The sequence below is a fragment of the Bacillus sp. 1A genome (assembly GCF_052682215.1).
Map to the genome: position 1 here is coordinate 6,032,326 of NZ_JBQYLZ010000001.1, position 17,675 is coordinate 6,050,000.

The following is a 17,675-nucleotide window of genomic DNA, read 5'->3' on the forward strand; positions in this document are numbered from 1 at the left end:
AAATAAAAAGTTAACAAAAAAATAACCCCTTTTTAAGGGGGTTATGCCATTTTTTCTCCGGTTTCTTCTTTAAAAAAGCTCTTCATCGCATGGAATACGTCTGCTTTTTGCTTTAAAATATAATATCTAAAATTCTCATCTTTAATATTTTTATAGGCTGACATAAGGGTACTATGGCGGTTGTACTGGTTCACTTCCCCATATCCAAACATATTACACTTCTTCATTAACTCTTCGACAAGCTTTACACATCTAGCATTATCTGATGTTAAATTATCACCGTCTGAAAAATGGAATGGATAAATATTATAGCGGTCTGGTGAGTATTTATTATCAATTAGCTCGAGTGCTTTTTTATATACAGAAGAACATATCGTTCCGCCACTTTCTCCTTTTGAGAAAAACTCTTCCTCTGGAACTACTTTTGCCTCCGTATGATGGGCAATAAACTCAATATCTACTGTTTCATACTTCGTTCGTAGAAATCGCGTCATCCAGAAAAAGAAGCTACGTGCCATATATTTCTCCCATATTCCCATCGATCCACTCGTATCCATCATCGCTAATACAACAGCCTTTGAATCTGGCTTTAATACTTCATTCCAAGTACGGAACTTTAAATCTTCTTGGTGAATCGGATGAAAAGAGGCTTTACCACGCATCGCATTTCGTTTATATGCGGATATCATCGTTCGTTTCTTATCGATATTTCCCCATAATCCAGTTTTTCTAATGTCATTAAATTCAACATGTTCAATCCGGTTTTCATCTATTTCTTTTCTCTTTAAATTAGGCAGCTCTAACTCTTTGAAAAATGCTTGCTCTAATTCTAAAATAGAGACTTCAGCTTCATAATAATCTTCTCCAGCCGCGTCCCCTGCTCCTTGCCCTTTTCCTGGTCCTTTTTGCTTTTGACCACCTGATCCATCTCTCGCAACGACATCACCAACTTTGCTATCACCATTTCCTTGCCCAACGTGTTTGTTTTTATCATAATTGTACCTAATCTTATATTCATCTAAAGAACGAATCGGTATTTTTACAACATCCTTACCATTAGACATAACTATGCTTTCTTCTGTTACAAGATCGGGTAAATTATTCTTAATTGCCTCTTGTACTTTTTCTTGATGGCGTTGTTGGTCGTCATATCCTTTGCGATGGAGGGACCAGTTTTCCTGTGAAATCGTATAATTTGGTTGGTTTTCTTCACCCATTTCTTTCCCTCCTTACTGTAATTGTCTTCCCCTATGAACAGTAAGCTAGAAATTTTGTTTTATACTGTGCAAGCTAGAATGAAAGATAACTGCCCATCGAAATTCATCCCATAAACATATATAACGTTTTTCATATAATACTCCGAGCATCCTAAACAAAGTTTTGCCACTCACATACTAGAAAGAAATATTCAGCCGTTGATAAGAAAGAAACACAATGCATAGTTGCACACATTTACACTTTGCAACATATTGTATTGTGTTGGCTTTTTTCGTATGAATGGTTGGTTACTCTATCATATGCATATTGTAAAAATAATTGACAATAAATTCATGAAATTGCATCTTAATTTATTACATTTGGACAAGGTATGACACTTTACACATATAAATGGATAATAAAACGCTGTCCCGCAAAATACAAGAGACAGCGTTTTGTTATCAAACTATCGGTTTAGCAGACTACCTACATAACGTAATAATTCATTCGCAGATGAAGAATTATAGCCGTGCTCATCAATTAAGCGTGCAACAACATCATTGATTTTCTTAAGTTGATTTTCGTCTGGCGTTTTCGTTGATGTTGTAATTTTCACTATATCTTTTAAATCAGCAAATAGTTTTTTCTGAATCGCTTCACGAAGACGCTCATGTGAATTATAATCAAAGCGTTTTCCTTTACGCGCATAAGCAGAAATGCGAATTAAAATTTCTTCACGGAATGCTTTCTTAGCATTTTCTGAAATTCCAATTTGCTCCTCAATTGAGCGCATTAGCTTTTCATCTGGACTCATTTCTTCACCTGTTAATGGATCACGTAATTTCGATTTATTGCAATATGCTTCAACGTTATCTAAGTAATTATCCATAAGTGTCTTCGCTGATTCTTCATATGAATACACGAATGCTTTTTGTACTTCTTTCTTCGCAATTTCATCATATTCTTTTCTCGCTAATGAGATGAAATTCATATAACGCTCTCGATCTTCATTACTAATTGACGGATGCTGATCCAACCCGTCTTTGAGCGATCTAAGTACATCTAATGCGTTAATAGATGGTACCTCTTTTCGAATAATTGTAGAGGAAATTCGGTTAATAACATAACGAGGGTCAATACCTCTCATACCTTCATCTTGATATTCACGTTGCAGCTCCTCTACATCAATCGCATTATAACCTTCTACCGTTTCTCCATCATATAAACGCATCTTTTTAATTAAATCAATATCTGGACGCTTCGGATCTTTTAAACGAGTTAAAATCGTAAACATTGCTGCAACGCGAAGTGTGTGCGGTGCAATATGCACATTGGATACATCACTTTCACGAATCATTTTTTCATAAATATGTTCTTCTTCACTCACTCGTAAATTGTATGGAACTGGCATTACAATAATTCTTGAGTGCAATGCTTCATTTTTCTTGTTTGCTATGAAGGAACGATACTCCGTTTCATTCGTATGCGCTACAATTAATTCATCTGCTGAAATAAGCGCAAATCTTCCCGCTTTGAAATTCCCTTCTTGCGTAAGCGATAATAAATGCCATAAAAACTTCTCGTCGCATTTTAGCATCTCTTGGAATTCCATCATCCCACGGTTTGCCTTATTCAATTCTCCATCGAAGCGATACGCTCGTGGATCTGATTCTGAACCATATTCTGCGATTGTTGAAAAGTCCAGACTACCTGTTAAATCGGCGATATCTTGTGATTTGGGATCAGACGGGCTAAATGTACCAATCCCTGTACGGCGATCTTCCGAGAAGAAAATACGCTCTACAACTACATCCTCAATTCTTGAACCATATTCTTGCTCTAGACGCATTACGTTTAATGGCGATAAATTCCCTTCAATTCTAACTCCATACTCACCAAAGAAATCATCCCGTAAATGATGCGGAATTAAATGCAGTGGATCTTCATGCATTGGGCAGCCTTTAATTGCAAAAATTGCTCCTCGATCTGTTCGTGAATATGTTTCTAATCCTCGTTTCAACATCGTAACTAATGTTGATTTCCCTCCACTAACAGGACCCATTAATAATAAAATACGTTTTCTAACATCTAATCGTTTTGCAGATGGATGAAAATATTCCTCCACAAGACGTTCTAAAGCATCCTCTAATCCAAATAGCTGATTACTAAAGAAGTTATACTTTCTTCTACCATCTACTTCTTCGATTCCAGCATCTTTTATCATATTGTAAATGCGAGAGTGTGCTGTTTGAGCCACCCATGGTCTTTCCTTCACAAGCTCTAAATACTCCGCAAACGTACCTTCCCACTGTAACCGTTCTTCTGCTGCTCGATGCTGTTCAATCTTTTTTAGAATATCCATTATAGCTCCTCCCCCATCTCCTTGTTCAATCGGATTATTATAAAAGGTATGCTAGGATGTCCTTAAACATTCTTTAAATCAAAATGAAATATACAGTAGTTCTATAAAATTCTCTCCAAAATTCAAAGAAAATTCTGTATAATATAGGTATTAAAGTTTTTACACCTCTATTCATTTTAAATAAATTCTTTTCTTCCAAGAACCTTACATACATTTTGATTCATATTTAAGATTCGCAAACTGAATAATAGGAGGGATATTAGTATGAAATTATTATTAATTTTAGGTGTATCACTCACATTTCTTACAGCTATTTTCACATCTGGTTACAATGATAAACCCGGTACACATAAAAAGTGATGTGCTTCTTAGCACATCACTTTTTTTATCAATCATTTATAATACACATTTTCCACATCATATTTTGATAAAGGTCGGCTATAATAATAACCTTGCACAAACTTCACATTCTTTTCCTTCAAAAATTGTATTTGTTCCGCTTTTTCTACTCCTTCTGCAATTACATTTAATTCCAAAGTATGAGCTAAATGAATAATTGCAGCTGTAAGATTCGTATCGCGTTCATCTACATGTATACCTTCCATAAAAGAACGATCGATTTTCAACGTATCAATTGGATACGTTTTTAAATAACTTAAAGATGAATATCCCGTCCCAAAATCATCTAAATGAATCTTTAAATTTTGTTCTTTTAATTGTAGCAATACTCTTTTTGATATGTCTTTATGCATAAGGGCCCCTTCTGTAACCTCTATCGCTAATAGATGAGCTGGTACATTGTACTTATGTAAAGCACGTGTAATCATCTCTATTAATGTAATCGAGCGAAAGTGCCTGGCTGAAATATTAACTGCAATCGGGACAACTTCATATCCTTTATTTAACCATTCACGTATTTGCCGACACACTTCATTTACTACCCATTCATCAAGCTTAATAATAAACCCTGTTCTTTCTGCTAGCGGAATAAATTGATTGGGAGAGACAAACCCCAATTCTTTATTCTCCCACCTTATTAAAGCTTCCATACTCGCTATTTTTTTCGTTTCAATATTCATTTGTGGCTGATAATACAAGCAGAATTCATTTTTTTCTATAGCACGATGCAATTGGTTTTCTATTATAAATCTTTGTTCACGCTCACAATCTAATCCACTGCAATAAAAATGATAATGCCCTTTTCCTTTTTCTTTTGCTTTTTCCAAAGCAGCATCCACTCTTTGGAATAATATTTTTTCATCCTCTCCATCTGTTGGAGCCATTACAATTCCGATTGACGCACTTAAATAGACGTCGTCTTCTTCGATTACAAAATGTTCACTAATCTTTTTTAGTATGCTTTTTGCAACTATCTCTACACGTTCTTTCGTTATATTTTCTATTAACATAACAAATTGATCATCGTGTTCTCTAAATAAGTGCATACCGTCTATTTGAAGACTGCTTAAACATTCTGTAACTTTTTGTAATACTTTATCTCCTTCTTTATGACCAAAAGTATCATTAATAAGGTGAAATTCATCTAAATCTATAAAAACAAGCGCAAACTCTGTATTATCATTTAAAAAAACATTTAACTTATTTGCACATGAAATTCTATTCATTAATCCTGTTAATTGGTCATAATAAGCTAAATATTCTGTTCGCATTTCATTCAATACTTGCCTTGTAACATCCCTCGTAACAATATATACCCCAACAATTTCGGCGTTCACAATAATCGGAATAGTTCTCAAAGAAATATAGAGCTCGTACCCTTCTTTATGAACATATTTCTTTGAAACAATTTGTTTTGCCCTTCCTTGCAGGGCTCCTTTAAATATAATTTGAAAATCTTTTTCATATTCCTTATTAATAAATTCAAAAATAAATTTATTATGTAATTCTTCATATCGATATCCAAATATTTCATACGTTGCTGGATTTGCATATGTAATTCTACCTATAGAATCTATAGATATAATGGAGTCATTATTATATTCTAATAATGACTTAAACAACATTTGTTTTTCCTCTATCTCTGCCTTTTCCTCAATCTGAGCTGTGATATCCCTCGTAATACAAATAATAAACTGACATACTCCTTCTTCGTCGAATACAGGATTAAGTGAAGATTCATAATGTAACTCGCCCTTTGGTAAACTAACTACATCACAAAAGGTATGTGCTTTCGCTTCGCTCGCTACTTTTGCATATTGCACTTGCAATATTTCCGCCGTATCTTCTGATAATACTTCAGCAAACGTTTTTCCATAACTTTCTTCGCTTAGCTTCGCATAATCCATACCTATCTTATTTACATAAATATATTTAAAGGTTTCCTCATCCATAACTTTCACAATAAATACTAAATCTTGAATAGCATGTAATAGTCCTCTTCTTATTAAATCCATATCTATCATACTTAAAAAGGTATTTTGATTATTATATTGTTCCTTCATATTTATCTCAACCCGTCTAATCTATTTTTATTCATATATCCCATTCTATATGAATATGTACCCTTTTTTAAATGTATGATTACATATTATTTTTATTTTTAGAAAAAAAGTCGCCATATGGCGACTTTTAATAAACAATTTCTAAATCTAATCCCGGATAATTTTGTTGACGGAATGCTTCATAAATTAAAATAGCTGCTGTATTAGATAAATTTAATGAGCGCACTTTATCAGTCATTGGAATACGTAAACAATGATCGAAATTTTCTTCGATTACATTAGCTGGTAAGCCGTTTGTTTCTCTTCCAAATACAAAATAGTAATCCTTCTCACGTTTGCTATAATCAAATGCTGTATGAGCTTTCTCGCCATACTTTGTTAAATAGAAGAATTCACCGTCTTTATTTTTCTCATAAAATTCTTCAATTGAATCATAATACGTAACTTTCACGTGCTGCCAATAATCTAATCCTGCACGCTTTAACATTTTATCATCCGTTGAAAATCCAAGCGGTCTAATCAAATGTAATTCTGTTCCAGTTGCTGCACAAGTACGAGCAATATTCCCTGTATTTGCTGGAATTTCTGGTTGATATAAAACAACATGTACTCCCACGCGATATTCACCTCTGTTTTTTGTCTACTACGTATTATACCACTTGAGCGAAAAATCTCTACCCATTAATAATATGAAAGAATTTATATTTCATTTGTGGTGTATATTTACTAGAATCTTCATAGTTCCAATAACGCCGACGGCTATTCGCTGAATGTGCATTTACAAGCGGCATACCATCTGCGTCTTTTGCTACTACAATCGTCGTATGATTCCACCTACCATCATCCTCGAAATCATAAGCGATGACATCACCAAGAATAAGGTCCTCTGGCCTTTCTACCGCTTCAGCTCGAAGCCCTGTTGTAGCACCTGACAAATACCAATAAAAAGAGTGTGCGACAGCCCAGCTCCAACTCCACTGATTCTCCCTTTGCCACCATCCTTTGCGAATATTAGGATATCCATTCATTGGTACTTCTCCAGTATGAAGACATTGAGAAATAAAATTCGTACAATTATCAGGGAAATTACGATATACAGGGTTTCGATCATCCCACCAACGCTCTGCATATTTAACTGCCTCTAAACGGTTGTACTGATAAGAACCGTACTTCTCTTTTGTAACTTCCCTTTCTAACGTCTCACTCATTCCAACTGCTTCTGGCACTTCAATAGCATAATCACCTATTACCCGGCTATTATTTAAACAAACTCTTCGTTTTAGTTGTTCCTCTTCGATATAAAATAATTCTTTATGCTTAATTAAATATTTAAAATGTATTTGATAATCAATTTCTTGATGATTGCTATTATTTAATTGTCTCATGAAAGAAACATCCGCAGTTGCTTTCACTATCTCTGCATTACGCTTTTGAAACAATTGTTTCTTTCTCCGTGCTATTTGTAATAAATCTTCAGCAATACCATCTACATTTGTTCGTTTCTCTGTTACATATGCTAAAAATTGTTGTACTTGCTTTTCAATATTTACTTTTACAACCATTTCGTCTCCCTCCCATATTACAATATGAAGAAGGGAGATATTATCTACTCTTTTTTCTGCGCTAACAATTCAAGTCCGCGATTCATTTCATGAAGAACCTCTTCATCTTTCTCACGTTGCATCGCTTTTTCAATAGCTTCGCCCACGCCATCTCCACCAATTTTCCCAAGTGCCCATGCTGCTGTTCCGCGAAGTACTGGTCTTGGATCGTCTTTCATAACACCAATTAAATCTGGAATTGCTGATGCCTCTTTAAAATGCGCAAGTGCCAAAATCGCATTTCGTTGCAACGGCTTTTTCCCTCTCCATGAACCAGACATAATTCCATATTTCTCTTTAAAATCACGATTGCTAATTGTTAAAAGTGGTGTTAATAACGGCTTAACTAACTCAGGATCTGGTTCCATCTCAGGATGATTATGAAAATCCATTCCTTTATTTTTCGGACAAACAGTCTGACATGTATCACATCCATAAATACGATTTCCTATTTTGTCGCGGTATTCTTCCGGTAGGAATCCTTTCGTCTGTGTTAAAAATGCAATACATTTCTTCGAATCTAACTGTCCTCCTTGTATTAAAGCGCCTGTAGGACAAACATCAATACATTTTGTACAACTTCCACATTGATCTTCTATCGGTTGATCTGGTGGGAAGGGAACGTTTGTAATTATTTCTCCTAAATATACATACGAACCAAATTCAGGTGTAATAATAGCGCAATTCTTACCACTCCATCCAATACCGGCACGCTCCGAAACAGCTCGATCACTTAATTCACCCGTATCAACCATTGACTTAACTTCTATATCGGGAAGTTTTTCAATTAAATATGCTTCTAATTTTTGCAAACGATCTCGTAAAACAAGATGATAATCTTGTCCCCAAGAGGCACGACAAAAAATACCGCGGCGTTCTCCGCGCTTACTTAATGGTGCATTTTTTAATTTTGAAGGATACGCTAATGCAATCGCAATAATTGATTTTGCACCAGGTAGTAGAAGCTGTGGGTTCGTTCTCTTTTCTATATCAGGCTCTTCAAATCCAGATTGATAATTTAATTGTTGCTGTTGGATTAAGCGCTGCTTTAATTCCTCAAATGGTGAAGCACTAGCAAAGCCTATTTTATCTATACCAATTGTTTTACTATACGCAATTACATCTTGCTTTAATTGTTCAAAATCCATTCCTAATCGCCTGCTACTAAAAATATAGACAAATGTATATTCTTAGAGTATTCCTGCTTCTACGTGCCCTGCCTCGCTAATCACTTGCTACTACAGTTTGCTGTGACACTCCACAGGCGTAAATTCCGATGTAGCCCACCGTACATATATACAATCTATTTACGTTAGTATTGTATATTCTTTTGCTTGTAAAAGGTTGATCGCTGCGTTCAAATCTCTATCCATTACATTGCCACATTCACATGTATATACTCGGTCAGATAACTTTAAATCCGCTTTCTTTTGACTGCAACATGAGCATAACTTTGACGATGGATAAAACCGGTCTACTTGACGTAATTCAATTCCATATTCCTCACATTTCGTCAAAAGCCACGTTTTAAAAGCAAAAAAAGACTGCTTGGCAATTGTTTTAGATAAATGTTTATTCTTCATCATACCTTTCACATTCAAATCTTCCACTGTAATAAACGTTGGCTTGGTTTTCACCACATTCGTTACAATAGACTTTACATACTCTATTCGAATATTCGCTAATCGAGCATGCAACTTTTGCACTCTAAGAACATTTTTATCTATATTCACTCTTTTATTAGTAACAGATTTTTCACCTCTCTTTTTTAGATTTTCAAATTTACGTGCTAAAGAGCGTTGTTCACGTTTTAACCGTTTTTCTATCTTTTTTACTTTTATTGTTTTGTTGATGTTTTCATGAACGATACCATCGCTACGTGTAGCAAAATCCTTCACTCCTAAATCAATCCCTAGACCTATTTTATTGAGTGCCAACTTTGTTGCCATTTCTTCCAATTCGCAAAGTACAGATACAAAATATCTTCCTGCTCTTTGATATACTGTGCCACTTTTTACAGTTGCATTTTTAGGGATATATCCATATTCTTTTAACCTTACCCAACCAATTGTAGGAACTTTGACTCTATGTCTTTCTACTGTCCAATCTGTTTTGTTGTTTTTCGGAAAGTAGCACTTCACATCTTGCTTTCTCTTTTTTTTATATCGTGGAAACTTAGATAAACCTTTAAAAAACCGCTTAAAAGCTTTATCTCCATTCATAATCGCTTGTTTTACCGCTTTGCTCGACACTTCTTTAATCCACTGGTCACACTCTTTTGTATGAATATTGTTCAGCCATTTGGAAAAGTCATAGCCACTAAGAAATTTCCCCTCCGACTCATATGCCTCTTTATTTTTAGAGATATACAGGTTATATACATATCGACACACCCCAATAGTTTGACGGATTTTATTAATTTGTTCAGTTGTCGGTTTGATTTCTATTAAATATGTTCTTTTCATAAGTCTCCATCCTCCGACATTTTCTTTTTGTATTTTCTCAACCCATATATTCTACAGCTAAATACATGAATGATAGATATTAAATCCTGAACAAGTTCTTCTTGAATCCCCATATATTCCTTATACTGTTCTTCTGTATAGTATCTTCTTCCTTTTGGGTTTCGGTAAGCAGGTAAAACACCTTGATTGTCCCACCTTTGTAATGTCTTAACAGAGACATTAAGCATTTCTGAAAATTCTTTTGGTTTATATTGTTTCATAATTACTTTTTACTATATACGCACATTTTTGTTTACTGTTTCTTTCTCCTCAGATGAATTCACCCTTTATGTAACGTCTATATTAGTTAGCAATTCACTTTTGGAATACTATTCTTTACTTCTATTTTCGCATAAAATAATGTTTTCCAAACATTAAAAAACGCAATGCCTCGTTTATCTTAGAAACGAAACACTGCGTTGATCACAATTTATAGAAAAACATTTAATAAAATTTGGAGCGGGTGAAGAGAATCGAACTCTCGACCAGAGCTTGGAAGGCTCTTGTTTTACCACTAAACTACACCCGCAAATATGAAATACATATAAGATATTAGAATAACTTATGTAAAGTAGTATAGCATGTAAAAAAAACGGAAGCAAGAATTTTATCGAAAAAAGTCGAAAAAGTGATGAGTAGCTCATCACTTTTTCAATTCTTTATCAATCGCCTTCTTCATACTATCGAAATCAGGGTTTGCAAGATTTCCGTTGACATATACTGAAGGAGCACCTTGAACTTTTAATTTTTGAGCACGATCTGAATCTTTACGTACTTTTTCTTTCATTTCTTTACTGTGTAAATCTTTCTTAAATTGTTCTACATCAACTTTCGGAAGCTTCTCTTTCACAATGTTAAGAAGTAATTCTTCTGTAATCCATTCTTCCGTGTCTTTCTTTTGACTTTGATAAATCTCATCGTAGAAAATCCAGAATGAATCTTGATCTTGTTTATAAATTGCTTCACCAGCTGCTGCACCTAAATCAGAGTCTTTTCCGATAAATGGGAAGTTAATAAAGTATAACTGCACTTTACCTTTATCGATATACTCTTCTTTTAATCGTGGTAATACTGTTACATCCCAAGTACGACAAGCAGGACATTTGAAGTCTCCAAATTCAACTACCTTAACTGGGGCATCATCTTTCCCTAAAGATTGTTGTGTGGAATAAGCAAACATCTCATTCCCTTTATCTTTTTTGTCATTTATGATGCTATACGCTATTGTTCCGATTACAATCAATACTGCGATAGAAAAAACTACACCAAGAACCATGAGTTTATTTGATTTCATATACATTCCTCTTTAAATTCATATTCTGTATACAACATTGTACACAATACACATAATATCAACACTTATATATGTCACGCAATGAACACGCTCACATAAATTACAAAAACACAATATTTGTGACGATATTGTGTCACAATTTGTCACAATTTATTCAAAAAAAGGAAGCTCCTATGTAGGAACTTCCTTTAGCTTACTGCTTTTTCACGAGAACTATTTAACATCGACCGCTCTGTTTTTATATCATGACGAATTACTAATTTCTCACTAACTGCTTGCACATACTCATCATGATTGATATAGCCTTCTTTCTCCATTAATCTCAAAACGACATTTCGTCTCTCTACGGCCTTATCATAATTTTGTGCAGGTGAGTAATAAGCGGGTGCCTTTACTACAGCAGCCATCATTGCACTTTCAGCCAACGTTAATTGGCTCACCTTTTTACCGAAGTAAAGGTTTGCTGCTTTTTCAATTCCCCATGCTCCTTCTCCGTAATAAATATTACTTACATACAATTTTAAAATTTCATCCTTCGTAAATGTACGTTCAATTTTTTTCGTATAAAAAATTTCTTTCCACTTACGAGAAAATGTACGTTCATTCGTTAAAAAAGCATTTTTGGATAACTGCTGTGTAATTGTGCTTCCGCCTTGCACAACACCACCAGCCTTTATATTCTCAACAGACGCTCTGACAATCGCTATATAATCTAAACCATTATGATGATAAAACCTTTTATCTTCTGTCGCAATAAATGCATGTGTTAATGATTCTGGCACCTCTAACTTAGCCGGTACATGTAATTTACTAATATCACTTTGCTCGATCATTACATTTCCAATGAATAATAACGTACAACTTAACAATAATAATAAAATAATGGCTTTATAAAAGAATTTAGTCATTGGATTTAATGCAACTTTTTGATGATAGTTCACCCTAGATAATACTCGTTCTTTCATCTTGAACACCTCTTTTCCACACAGCGTATAACTCTTACTTTAAGAATACCTTGTTGTAAAAAAACATCCCATCGATTTCTCTTACACGTACCTTACATCATTGTAAGGTATAAAAAAGTATTGTATCACAGTCTTTTTTTATCTACTATTCATCTGAAATATTGAATATAGATTATGCTAAACCAATAGCAGAGTATACCTTAAGCCTATACTTCCCTATTAAAACACCCTATTTTCATTATATCATCTACAAATATATATATTTGTAAGTATCTAGTAATCTAAATGTATACAATATATCATACATTATACAGAACAAACGTTCTAAAAATCAACACTAACACTATTATTATTTTGACCTTTTTCTTAAACAGTATACAAAAAAGAGTAGTGATTTGATTGTATCTCAAACCGGCTACTCTTTTCTTTACAATCTACCTATTAAATTATATGGCTGCACTTCCCACGTTTCGTACGGAATACAATGTGTTGCTCTCATCGCATCAAGCGTTCTGGATTTCATATGAGGACGCGTTATATACTCATCTATGTTCTCTTCATTTAAAGCAACAAATTTAGCCTCTTGTATTTCTTCAGGTTGAATTTTTATTTCACCGCTCACATATGCGACTTTAAAAACAACAGATCAAATATGCATAGAAGCATTATAGTAAACACCTGTAACTCCAACCGGCTTCACAGTTAAACCCGTTTCCTCAAACATTTATTTCCCTACAAATTGCTTGATCGAGCGCTTCTCCTTCTTCCACCTGTCCTCCTGGCAACTCCCACGTATCCGATCGCCAATGTACTTTAGCTAATAACACTTCATCTTTTTCATTTGTTAAATAACCTGCTACAGCAACGATATGCTTTGGTGTTTTATGTTCCATATTAAGCCTCCTAGCAATAATGAATATTTCACATATCCCTATAAGCATATTCCCTATCTAAAACAAAATACCTTTACTAATTCATCCTCTTAATTAACTTCATGAAAAAAAGCCCCTATCCGTTAAATGAATAGGGGCTTCTATCGTATTATTCTCCTAAGTCTACGTTGTGGTAAACTTGTTGCACATCTTCTAAATCTTCTAATGCATCAACCATTTTTTCAAATTGTACTTGAGCATCTTCAGGAAGTTCTACATCACTTTGTGCAAGCATTGTTAATTCTGCAACTGTGAATTCTTCAACACCAGCATCTTTAAGTGCAGATTGTACGGAATGGAATTGATCAGGTTCAGCATACACGATAACAGAATCTTCTTCTTCTAGAATGTCACGTGCATCAACATCTGCTTCCATTAAAATTTCAAGAACTTCATCTGATGTTTTACCTTCAAGACCGATAACAGCTGTCGCATCAAACATGTAAGCTACAGAACCGTTTACACCCATGTTACCACTGTTTTTGCTAAATGCAGCTCGTACATCTGCTGCAGTACGGTTTACGTTATTTGTAAGTGTATCTACAATTACCATAGATCCGTTTGGTCCGAATCCTTCATAACGAAGCTCGTCATAATTTTCTTCTGAACCGCCTTTTGCCTTTTCAACTGCACGATCAATAATTGTTCTTGGCACGTTGTATGTTTTCGCACGTTCTAATACAACTCTAAGCGCTTGGTTTGATTCTGGATCTGGCTCGCCTTGTTTTGCTGCCACATAAATCTCACGTCCAAATTTCGCGTATATACGGCTTGTATTTGCATCTTTTGATGCTTTTTTTTCTTTAATATTATTCCATTTACGACCCATACTTTCCACTCTCTTTCCCGTTTTAAATCTACATAAAAATATTAATATGAAATATAATGTGTATTCAACACATTTTTAAAAGAAATATAAAAAGTTCATTTTTGATTCATATTACAGACATAATATAAATTACTATCATTTTGTTCTTTCGACAAGTTATATTATACATGAATTTCTACATTTATTACGAATTTTAGAAGCACATAGTATAATTTAACAAAAAAGACTCTAACAGAAATGTTAGAGTCTTTTTATATCGCTGATACATATTTCTATAATTTCCCTATAACTACTTTCTATCGTTATATAATAAAAACAGGAAAAAATTTGAAGAAAGATGGAAGGAGAATTATGACACATTCACATGAGAAAAAAGCACATGGTCTGAAAGGAATAGGAGAGCAGTTAAACCCAACTATCTATCAAGTGAGATTCATGAAATTAGATGAACCAATTCAATTTGAGTCGTTTCCTGAATTAAAGGAATTAGGAGATTGGTTGAGTACTTCAACGCACATGTGGGCGTGCCACTCAACTATGTACAAGTACAACAAAGAAGAGTTTGAAAAGAGGTTTTTAGAAATTACAAACTTAACCGTTGATAATGTACTAATATCTACTGGTGCTATCGGATTTAACTTCATGTCACCGGGGTGGAGAAATTCTCTCTAGAGTGCTCGAAGGGAATATTGTATATACAATATTTTGCTGGAATTTTATAGAATACCACACTTAAAAGGATAAAAATGAATGTTTGTTTTTATCCTTTTAATGTTTCGCAGTTTACTCACCGTACACTTTTTGTGCTTATTTTGTCATGTAATGAAAAGAAAACACAAAAAAACTCTATACTAATTGTATAGAGTTTTTTACGCCGTTCATGATACCGATGGTCGGGGTCGAACCGACACTCCCGAAGGAACACGATTTTGAGTCGTGCGCGTCTGCCAATTCCGCCACATCGGCACAAAAGAAAGGCGGCAACCGGATTTGAACCGGTGGTAAAGGTTTTGCAGACCTCTGCCTTACCACTTGGCTATGCCGCCATGTTAAATTTTATTGGAGCGGAAGACGGGATTCGAACCCGCGACCCCAACCTTGGCAAGGTTGTATTCTACCACTGAACTACTTCCGCAAAAATGGCTGGGCTAGCTGGATTCGAACCAGCGCATGACGGAGTCAAAGTCCGTTGCCTTACCGCTTGGCTATAGCCCATCGAATTCTTACTTAATTATATGTAAGTATCAATTAGATTATTTGTAATTTTAAAAATAAAAATGGGGCGACTGATGGGAATCGAACCCACGAATGCCGGAGCCACAATCCGGTGCGTTAACCACTTCGCCACAACCGCCATGTTGTGTAAATATATTTGGCAGGGGCAGTAGGAATCGAACCCACACTGGAGGTTTTGGAGACCTCAGTTCTACCTTTAAACTATGCCCCTATGTAAATGGTGGAGGGGGGCAGATTCGAACTGCCGAACCCGAAGGAGCGGATTTACAGTCCGCCGCGTTTAGCCACTTCGCTACCCCTCCGAAACTTACATGGTGCCGGCTAGAGGACTTGAACCCCCAACCTACTGATTACAAGTCAGTTGCTCTACCAATTGAGCTAAGCCGGCGTATATTATTAAGATAAATGGTGGCTCGGGACGGAATCGAACCGCCGACACGAGGATTTTCAGTCCTCTGCTCTACCGACTGAGCTACCGAGCCTTATTAAAATGGCGGTCCCGACCGGGGTCGAACCGGCGATCTCCTGCGTGACAGGCAGGCATGTTAACCACTACACCACGGGACCATTTGGTTGCGGGGACAGGATTTGAACCTGCGACCTTCGGGTTATGAGCCCGACGAGCTACCGTGCTGCTCCACCCCGCGATAATACTATTCATATAATTTATATGGTGGAGGATGACGGGATCGAACCGCCGACCCCCTGCTTGTAAGGCAGGTGCTCTCCCAGCTGAGCTAATCCTCCAAAAGTGGTGACCCGTACGGGATTCGAACCCGTGTTACCGCCGTGAAAGGGCGGTGTCTTAACCACTTGACCAACGGGCCAAATATGATAAATCCTATGGCGGAGAGCAAGGGATTCGAACCCTTGATACGCTTGTGACGTATACACGATTTCCAATCGTGCTCCTTCGGCCAACTCGGACAGCTCTCCAATGGCTCCGCAGGTAGGAATCGAACCTACGACCGATCGGTTAACAGCCGATAGCTCTACCGCTGAGCTACTGCGGAATAATATTGCCTGGCAACGTCCTACTCTCACAGGGACAAGGTCCCAACTACCATCGGCGCTAGAGAGCTTAACTTCCGTGTTCGGTATGGGAACGGGTGTGACCTCTCTGCCATCATTACCAGACATTATTCTTTTGAGACAATCATTATTATAACTTATTTACTTTAAAAGTCAACAAGTTTTTTTATGTTCTCTCAAAACTAGATAACATTGCTACATATTATATGGTTAAGTCCTCGATCTATTAGTATTCGTCAGCTCCACATGTCACCATGCTTCCACCTCGAACCTATCAACCTGATCATCTTTCAGGGATCTTACTAGCTTACGCTATGGGAAATCTCATCTTGAGGGGGGCTTCATGCTTAGATGCTTTCAGCACTTATCCCTTCCGCACATAGCTACCCAGCTATGCCCTTGGCAGAACAACTGGTACACCAGCGGTGCGTCCATCCCGGTCCTCTCGTACTAAGGACAGCTCCTCTCAAATTTCCTACGCCCACGACGGATAGGGACCGAACTGTCTCACGACGTTCTGAACCCAGCTCGCGTACCGCTTTAATGGGCGAACAGCCCAACCCTTGGGACCGACTACAGCCCCAGGATGCGATGAGCCGACATCGAGGTGCCAAACCTCCCCGTCGATGTGGACTCTTGGGGGAGATAAGCCTGTTATCCCCGGGGTAGCTTTTATCCGTTGAGCGATGGCCCTTCCATGCGGAACCACCGGATCACTAAGCCCGACTTTCGTCCCTGCTCGACTTGTAGGTCTCGCAGTCAAGCTCCCTTATGCCTTTGCACTCTACGAATGATTTCCAACCATTCTGAGGGAACCTTTGGGCGCCTCCGTTACACTTTAGGAGGCGACCGCCCCAGTCAAACTGCCCACCTGACACTGTCTCCCGGGTCGATAAGACCCGTAGGTTAGAATTTCAATACAGTCAGGGCGGTATCCCACCAGCGCCTCCACCGAAGCTAGCGCTCCGGTTTCAATGGCTCCCGCCTATCCTGTACAAACTGTACCAAAATTCAATATCAGGCTACAGTAAAGCTCCACGGGGTCTTTCCGTCCTGTCGCGGGTAACCTGCATCTTCACAGGTACTATAATTTCACCGAGTCTCTGGTTGAGACAGTGCCCAAATCGTTACACCTTTCGTGCGGGTCGGAACTTACCCGACAAGGAATTTCGCTACCTTAGGACCGTTATAGTTACGGCCGCCGTTTACTGGGGCTTCAGTTCAGAGCTTCGCTTACGCTAACCCCTCTCCTTAACCTTCC

General features: G+C 36.8%; 12 protein-coding genes, 16 tRNA genes, 2 rRNA genes and 1 pseudogene (1 of these 31 running past the window's edge). 1 reads left to right on the forward strand and 30 read right to left on the reverse strand.

The window, feature by feature from the left end; translation table 11 throughout:
* Positions 1-41: 41 nt before the first annotated feature.
* The 13 genes and pseudogenes from yhbH to ACUN0F_RS30915 all read right to left on the reverse strand — a co-directional run bounded on the left by yhbH (position 42) and on the right by ACUN0F_RS30915 (position 14,146).
* Entirely contained in the window at positions 42-1,217 is a 1,176-nt protein-coding gene (gene yhbH, locus ACUN0F_RS30855) for a sporulation protein YhbH (RefSeq protein ID WP_046957378.1), read from the reverse strand.
* A 446-nt stretch (positions 1,218-1,663) separates the two neighbouring features.
* Entirely contained in the window at positions 1,664-3,559 is a 1,896-nt protein-coding gene (locus ACUN0F_RS30860) for a PrkA family serine protein kinase (protein ID WP_000353275.1), read from the reverse strand.
* A gap of 392 nt (positions 3,560-3,951) precedes the next feature.
* Positions 3,952-6,021 carry a sensor domain-containing protein gene (locus ACUN0F_RS30865; RefSeq protein WP_445540729.1) on the reverse strand — a complete coding sequence of 690 codons (2,070 nt, stop codon included), beginning with the start codon at positions 6,019-6,021 and terminating at the stop codon, positions 3,952-3,954.
* Between the two features lie 127 nt (positions 6,022-6,148).
* On the reverse strand, positions 6,149-6,637 hold the full coding sequence (trmL, locus tag ACUN0F_RS30870) for a tRNA (uridine(34)/cytosine(34)/5-carboxymethylaminomethyluridine(34)-2'-O)-methyltransferase TrmL (protein ID WP_000538149.1): 489 nt from the start codon (positions 6,635-6,637) through the stop codon (positions 6,149-6,151).
* A 58-nt stretch (positions 6,638-6,695) separates the two neighbouring features.
* The gene (locus tag ACUN0F_RS30875) at positions 6,696-7,583 is read right to left on the reverse strand and encodes an amidase domain-containing protein (RefSeq protein ID WP_445540730.1); all 888 of its coding nucleotides are present in this window, start codon (positions 7,581-7,583) and stop codon (positions 6,696-6,698) included.
* Between the two features lie 44 nt (positions 7,584-7,627).
* Positions 7,628-8,770: a tRNA epoxyqueuosine(34) reductase QueG gene (gene queG / locus ACUN0F_RS30880; protein ID WP_264462961.1), complete on the reverse strand. Its 1,143-nt coding sequence runs from the start codon at positions 8,768-8,770 to the stop codon at positions 7,628-7,630.
* A gap of 159 nt (positions 8,771-8,929) precedes the next feature.
* A complete protein-coding gene (locus tag ACUN0F_RS30885) occupies positions 8,930-10,087 on the reverse strand; it encodes an RNA-guided endonuclease InsQ/TnpB family protein (protein ID WP_193674382.1) in 1,158 nt (385 codons plus the stop codon).
* Positions 10,084-10,347, reverse strand: coding sequence for a MerR family transcriptional regulator (locus ACUN0F_RS30890; protein WP_000816200.1), 264 nt, complete (start codon positions 10,345-10,347; stop codon positions 10,084-10,086). The genes ACUN0F_RS30885 and ACUN0F_RS30890 overlap by 4 nt, the downstream gene beginning before the upstream one ends.
* Positions 10,348-10,581: 234 nt before the next feature.
* Positions 10,582-10,655: transfer RNA gene (locus tag ACUN0F_RS30895), tRNA-Gly, on the reverse strand.
* A gap of 114 nt (positions 10,656-10,769) precedes the next feature.
* Positions 10,770-11,420 carry a DsbA family protein gene (locus tag ACUN0F_RS30900; protein WP_445540731.1) on the reverse strand — a complete coding sequence of 217 codons (651 nt, stop codon included), beginning with the start codon at positions 11,418-11,420 and terminating at the stop codon, positions 10,770-10,772.
* A gap of 188 nt (positions 11,421-11,608) precedes the next feature.
* Entirely contained in the window at positions 11,609-12,385 is a 777-nt protein-coding gene (locus ACUN0F_RS30905; protein WP_445540732.1) for a transglycosylase domain-containing protein, read from the reverse strand.
* Between the two features lie 427 nt (positions 12,386-12,812).
* A pseudogene (locus ACUN0F_RS30910) lies at positions 12,813-13,278 on the reverse strand (NUDIX hydrolase).
* A 148-nt stretch (positions 13,279-13,426) separates the two neighbouring features.
* Positions 13,427-14,146 (reverse strand): YebC/PmpR family DNA-binding transcriptional regulator, encoded by a 720-nt coding sequence (locus ACUN0F_RS30915; RefSeq protein WP_000532975.1) that lies wholly within the window; start codon positions 14,144-14,146, stop codon positions 13,427-13,429.
* Between the two features lie 351 nt (positions 14,147-14,497).
* Between ACUN0F_RS30915 and ACUN0F_RS30920 the strand changes: the two genes are divergently transcribed.
* On the forward strand, positions 14,498-14,818 hold the full coding sequence (locus tag ACUN0F_RS30920) for a DUF3884 family protein (protein WP_264463231.1): 321 nt from the start codon (positions 14,498-14,500) through the stop codon (positions 14,816-14,818).
* A 212-nt stretch (positions 14,819-15,030) separates the two neighbouring features.
* On the opposite strand, the gene ACUN0F_RS30925 is transcribed toward ACUN0F_RS30920, so the two are convergent.
* From ACUN0F_RS30925 to ACUN0F_RS31005, 17 genes are all read right to left on the reverse strand, one after another.
* A tRNA-Leu gene (locus ACUN0F_RS30925) sits at positions 15,031-15,112 on the reverse strand.
* Between the two features lie 9 nt (positions 15,113-15,121).
* Positions 15,122-15,192, reverse strand: a tRNA-Cys gene (locus ACUN0F_RS30930).
* Between the two features lie 14 nt (positions 15,193-15,206).
* Positions 15,207-15,281 (reverse strand) — tRNA-Gly (locus ACUN0F_RS30935).
* 5 nt (positions 15,282-15,286) lie between these two features.
* A tRNA-Gln gene (locus ACUN0F_RS30940) sits at positions 15,287-15,361 on the reverse strand.
* 63 nt (positions 15,362-15,424) lie between these two features.
* A tRNA-His gene (locus tag ACUN0F_RS30945) sits at positions 15,425-15,500 on the reverse strand.
* 19 nt (positions 15,501-15,519) lie between these two features.
* A tRNA-Trp gene (locus ACUN0F_RS30950) sits at positions 15,520-15,593 on the reverse strand.
* Positions 15,594-15,600: 7 nt separating this feature from the next.
* Positions 15,601-15,684: transfer RNA gene (locus ACUN0F_RS30955), tRNA-Tyr, on the reverse strand.
* 10 nt (positions 15,685-15,694) lie between these two features.
* Positions 15,695-15,770, reverse strand: a tRNA-Thr gene (locus tag ACUN0F_RS30960).
* Positions 15,771-15,788: 18 nt separating this feature from the next.
* A tRNA-Phe gene (locus ACUN0F_RS30965) sits at positions 15,789-15,864 on the reverse strand.
* A gap of 9 nt (positions 15,865-15,873) precedes the next feature.
* Positions 15,874-15,949 (reverse strand) — tRNA-Asp (locus tag ACUN0F_RS30970).
* A gap of 3 nt (positions 15,950-15,952) precedes the next feature.
* A tRNA-Met gene (locus tag ACUN0F_RS30975) sits at positions 15,953-16,029 on the reverse strand.
* Between the two features lie 24 nt (positions 16,030-16,053).
* Positions 16,054-16,129 (reverse strand) — tRNA-Val (locus ACUN0F_RS30980).
* 5 nt (positions 16,130-16,134) lie between these two features.
* Positions 16,135-16,209, reverse strand: a tRNA-Glu gene (locus ACUN0F_RS30985).
* A gap of 17 nt (positions 16,210-16,226) precedes the next feature.
* Positions 16,227-16,318: transfer RNA gene (locus tag ACUN0F_RS30990), tRNA-Ser, on the reverse strand.
* Between the two features lie 2 nt (positions 16,319-16,320).
* Positions 16,321-16,395, reverse strand: a tRNA-Asn gene (locus tag ACUN0F_RS30995).
* An 8-nt stretch (positions 16,396-16,403) separates the two neighbouring features.
* Positions 16,404-16,519 (reverse strand): 5S ribosomal RNA (gene rrf, locus ACUN0F_RS31000).
* A gap of 101 nt (positions 16,520-16,620) precedes the next feature.
* Positions 16,621-17,675, reverse strand: a 23S ribosomal RNA gene (locus tag ACUN0F_RS31005) (it continues 1,867 nt past the right edge of the window).

Coding starts and splice junctions, on each gene's coding strand:
- yhbH (WP_046957378.1), bottom strand. CDS start 1,217: ATGGGTGAAGAAAACCAACCAAATTATACGATTTCACAGGAAAACTGG.
- ACUN0F_RS30860 (WP_000353275.1), bottom strand. CDS start 3,559: ATGGATATTCTAAAAAAGATTGAACAGCATCGAGCAGCAGAAGAACGG.
- ACUN0F_RS30865 (WP_445540729.1), bottom strand. CDS start 6,021: ATGAAGGAACAATATAATAATCAAAATACCTTTTTAAGTATGATAGAT.
- ACUN0F_RS30875 (WP_445540730.1), bottom strand. CDS start 7,583: ATGGTTGTAAAAGTAAATATTGAAAAGCAAGTACAACAATTTTTAGCA.
- queG (WP_264462961.1), bottom strand. CDS start 8,770: ATGGATTTTGAACAATTAAAGCAAGATGTAATTGCGTATAGTAAAACA.
- ACUN0F_RS30885 (WP_193674382.1), bottom strand. CDS start 10,087: ATGAAAAGAACATATTTAATAGAAATCAAACCGACAACTGAACAAATT.
- ACUN0F_RS30890 (WP_000816200.1), bottom strand. CDS start 10,347: ATGAAACAATATAAACCAAAAGAATTTTCAGAAATGCTTAATGTCTCT.
- ACUN0F_RS30900 (WP_445540731.1), bottom strand. CDS start 11,420: ATGAAATCAAATAAACTCATGGTTCTTGGTGTAGTTTTTTCTATCGCA.
- ACUN0F_RS30905 (WP_445540732.1), bottom strand. CDS start 12,385: ATGAAAGAACGAGTATTATCTAGGGTGAACTATCATCAAAAAGTTGCA.
- ACUN0F_RS30915 (WP_000532975.1), bottom strand. CDS start 14,146: ATGGGTCGTAAATGGAATAATATTAAAGAAAAAAAAGCATCAAAAGAT.
- ACUN0F_RS30920 (WP_264463231.1), top strand. CDS start 14,498: ATGACACATTCACATGAGAAAAAAGCACATGGTCTGAAAGGAATAGGA.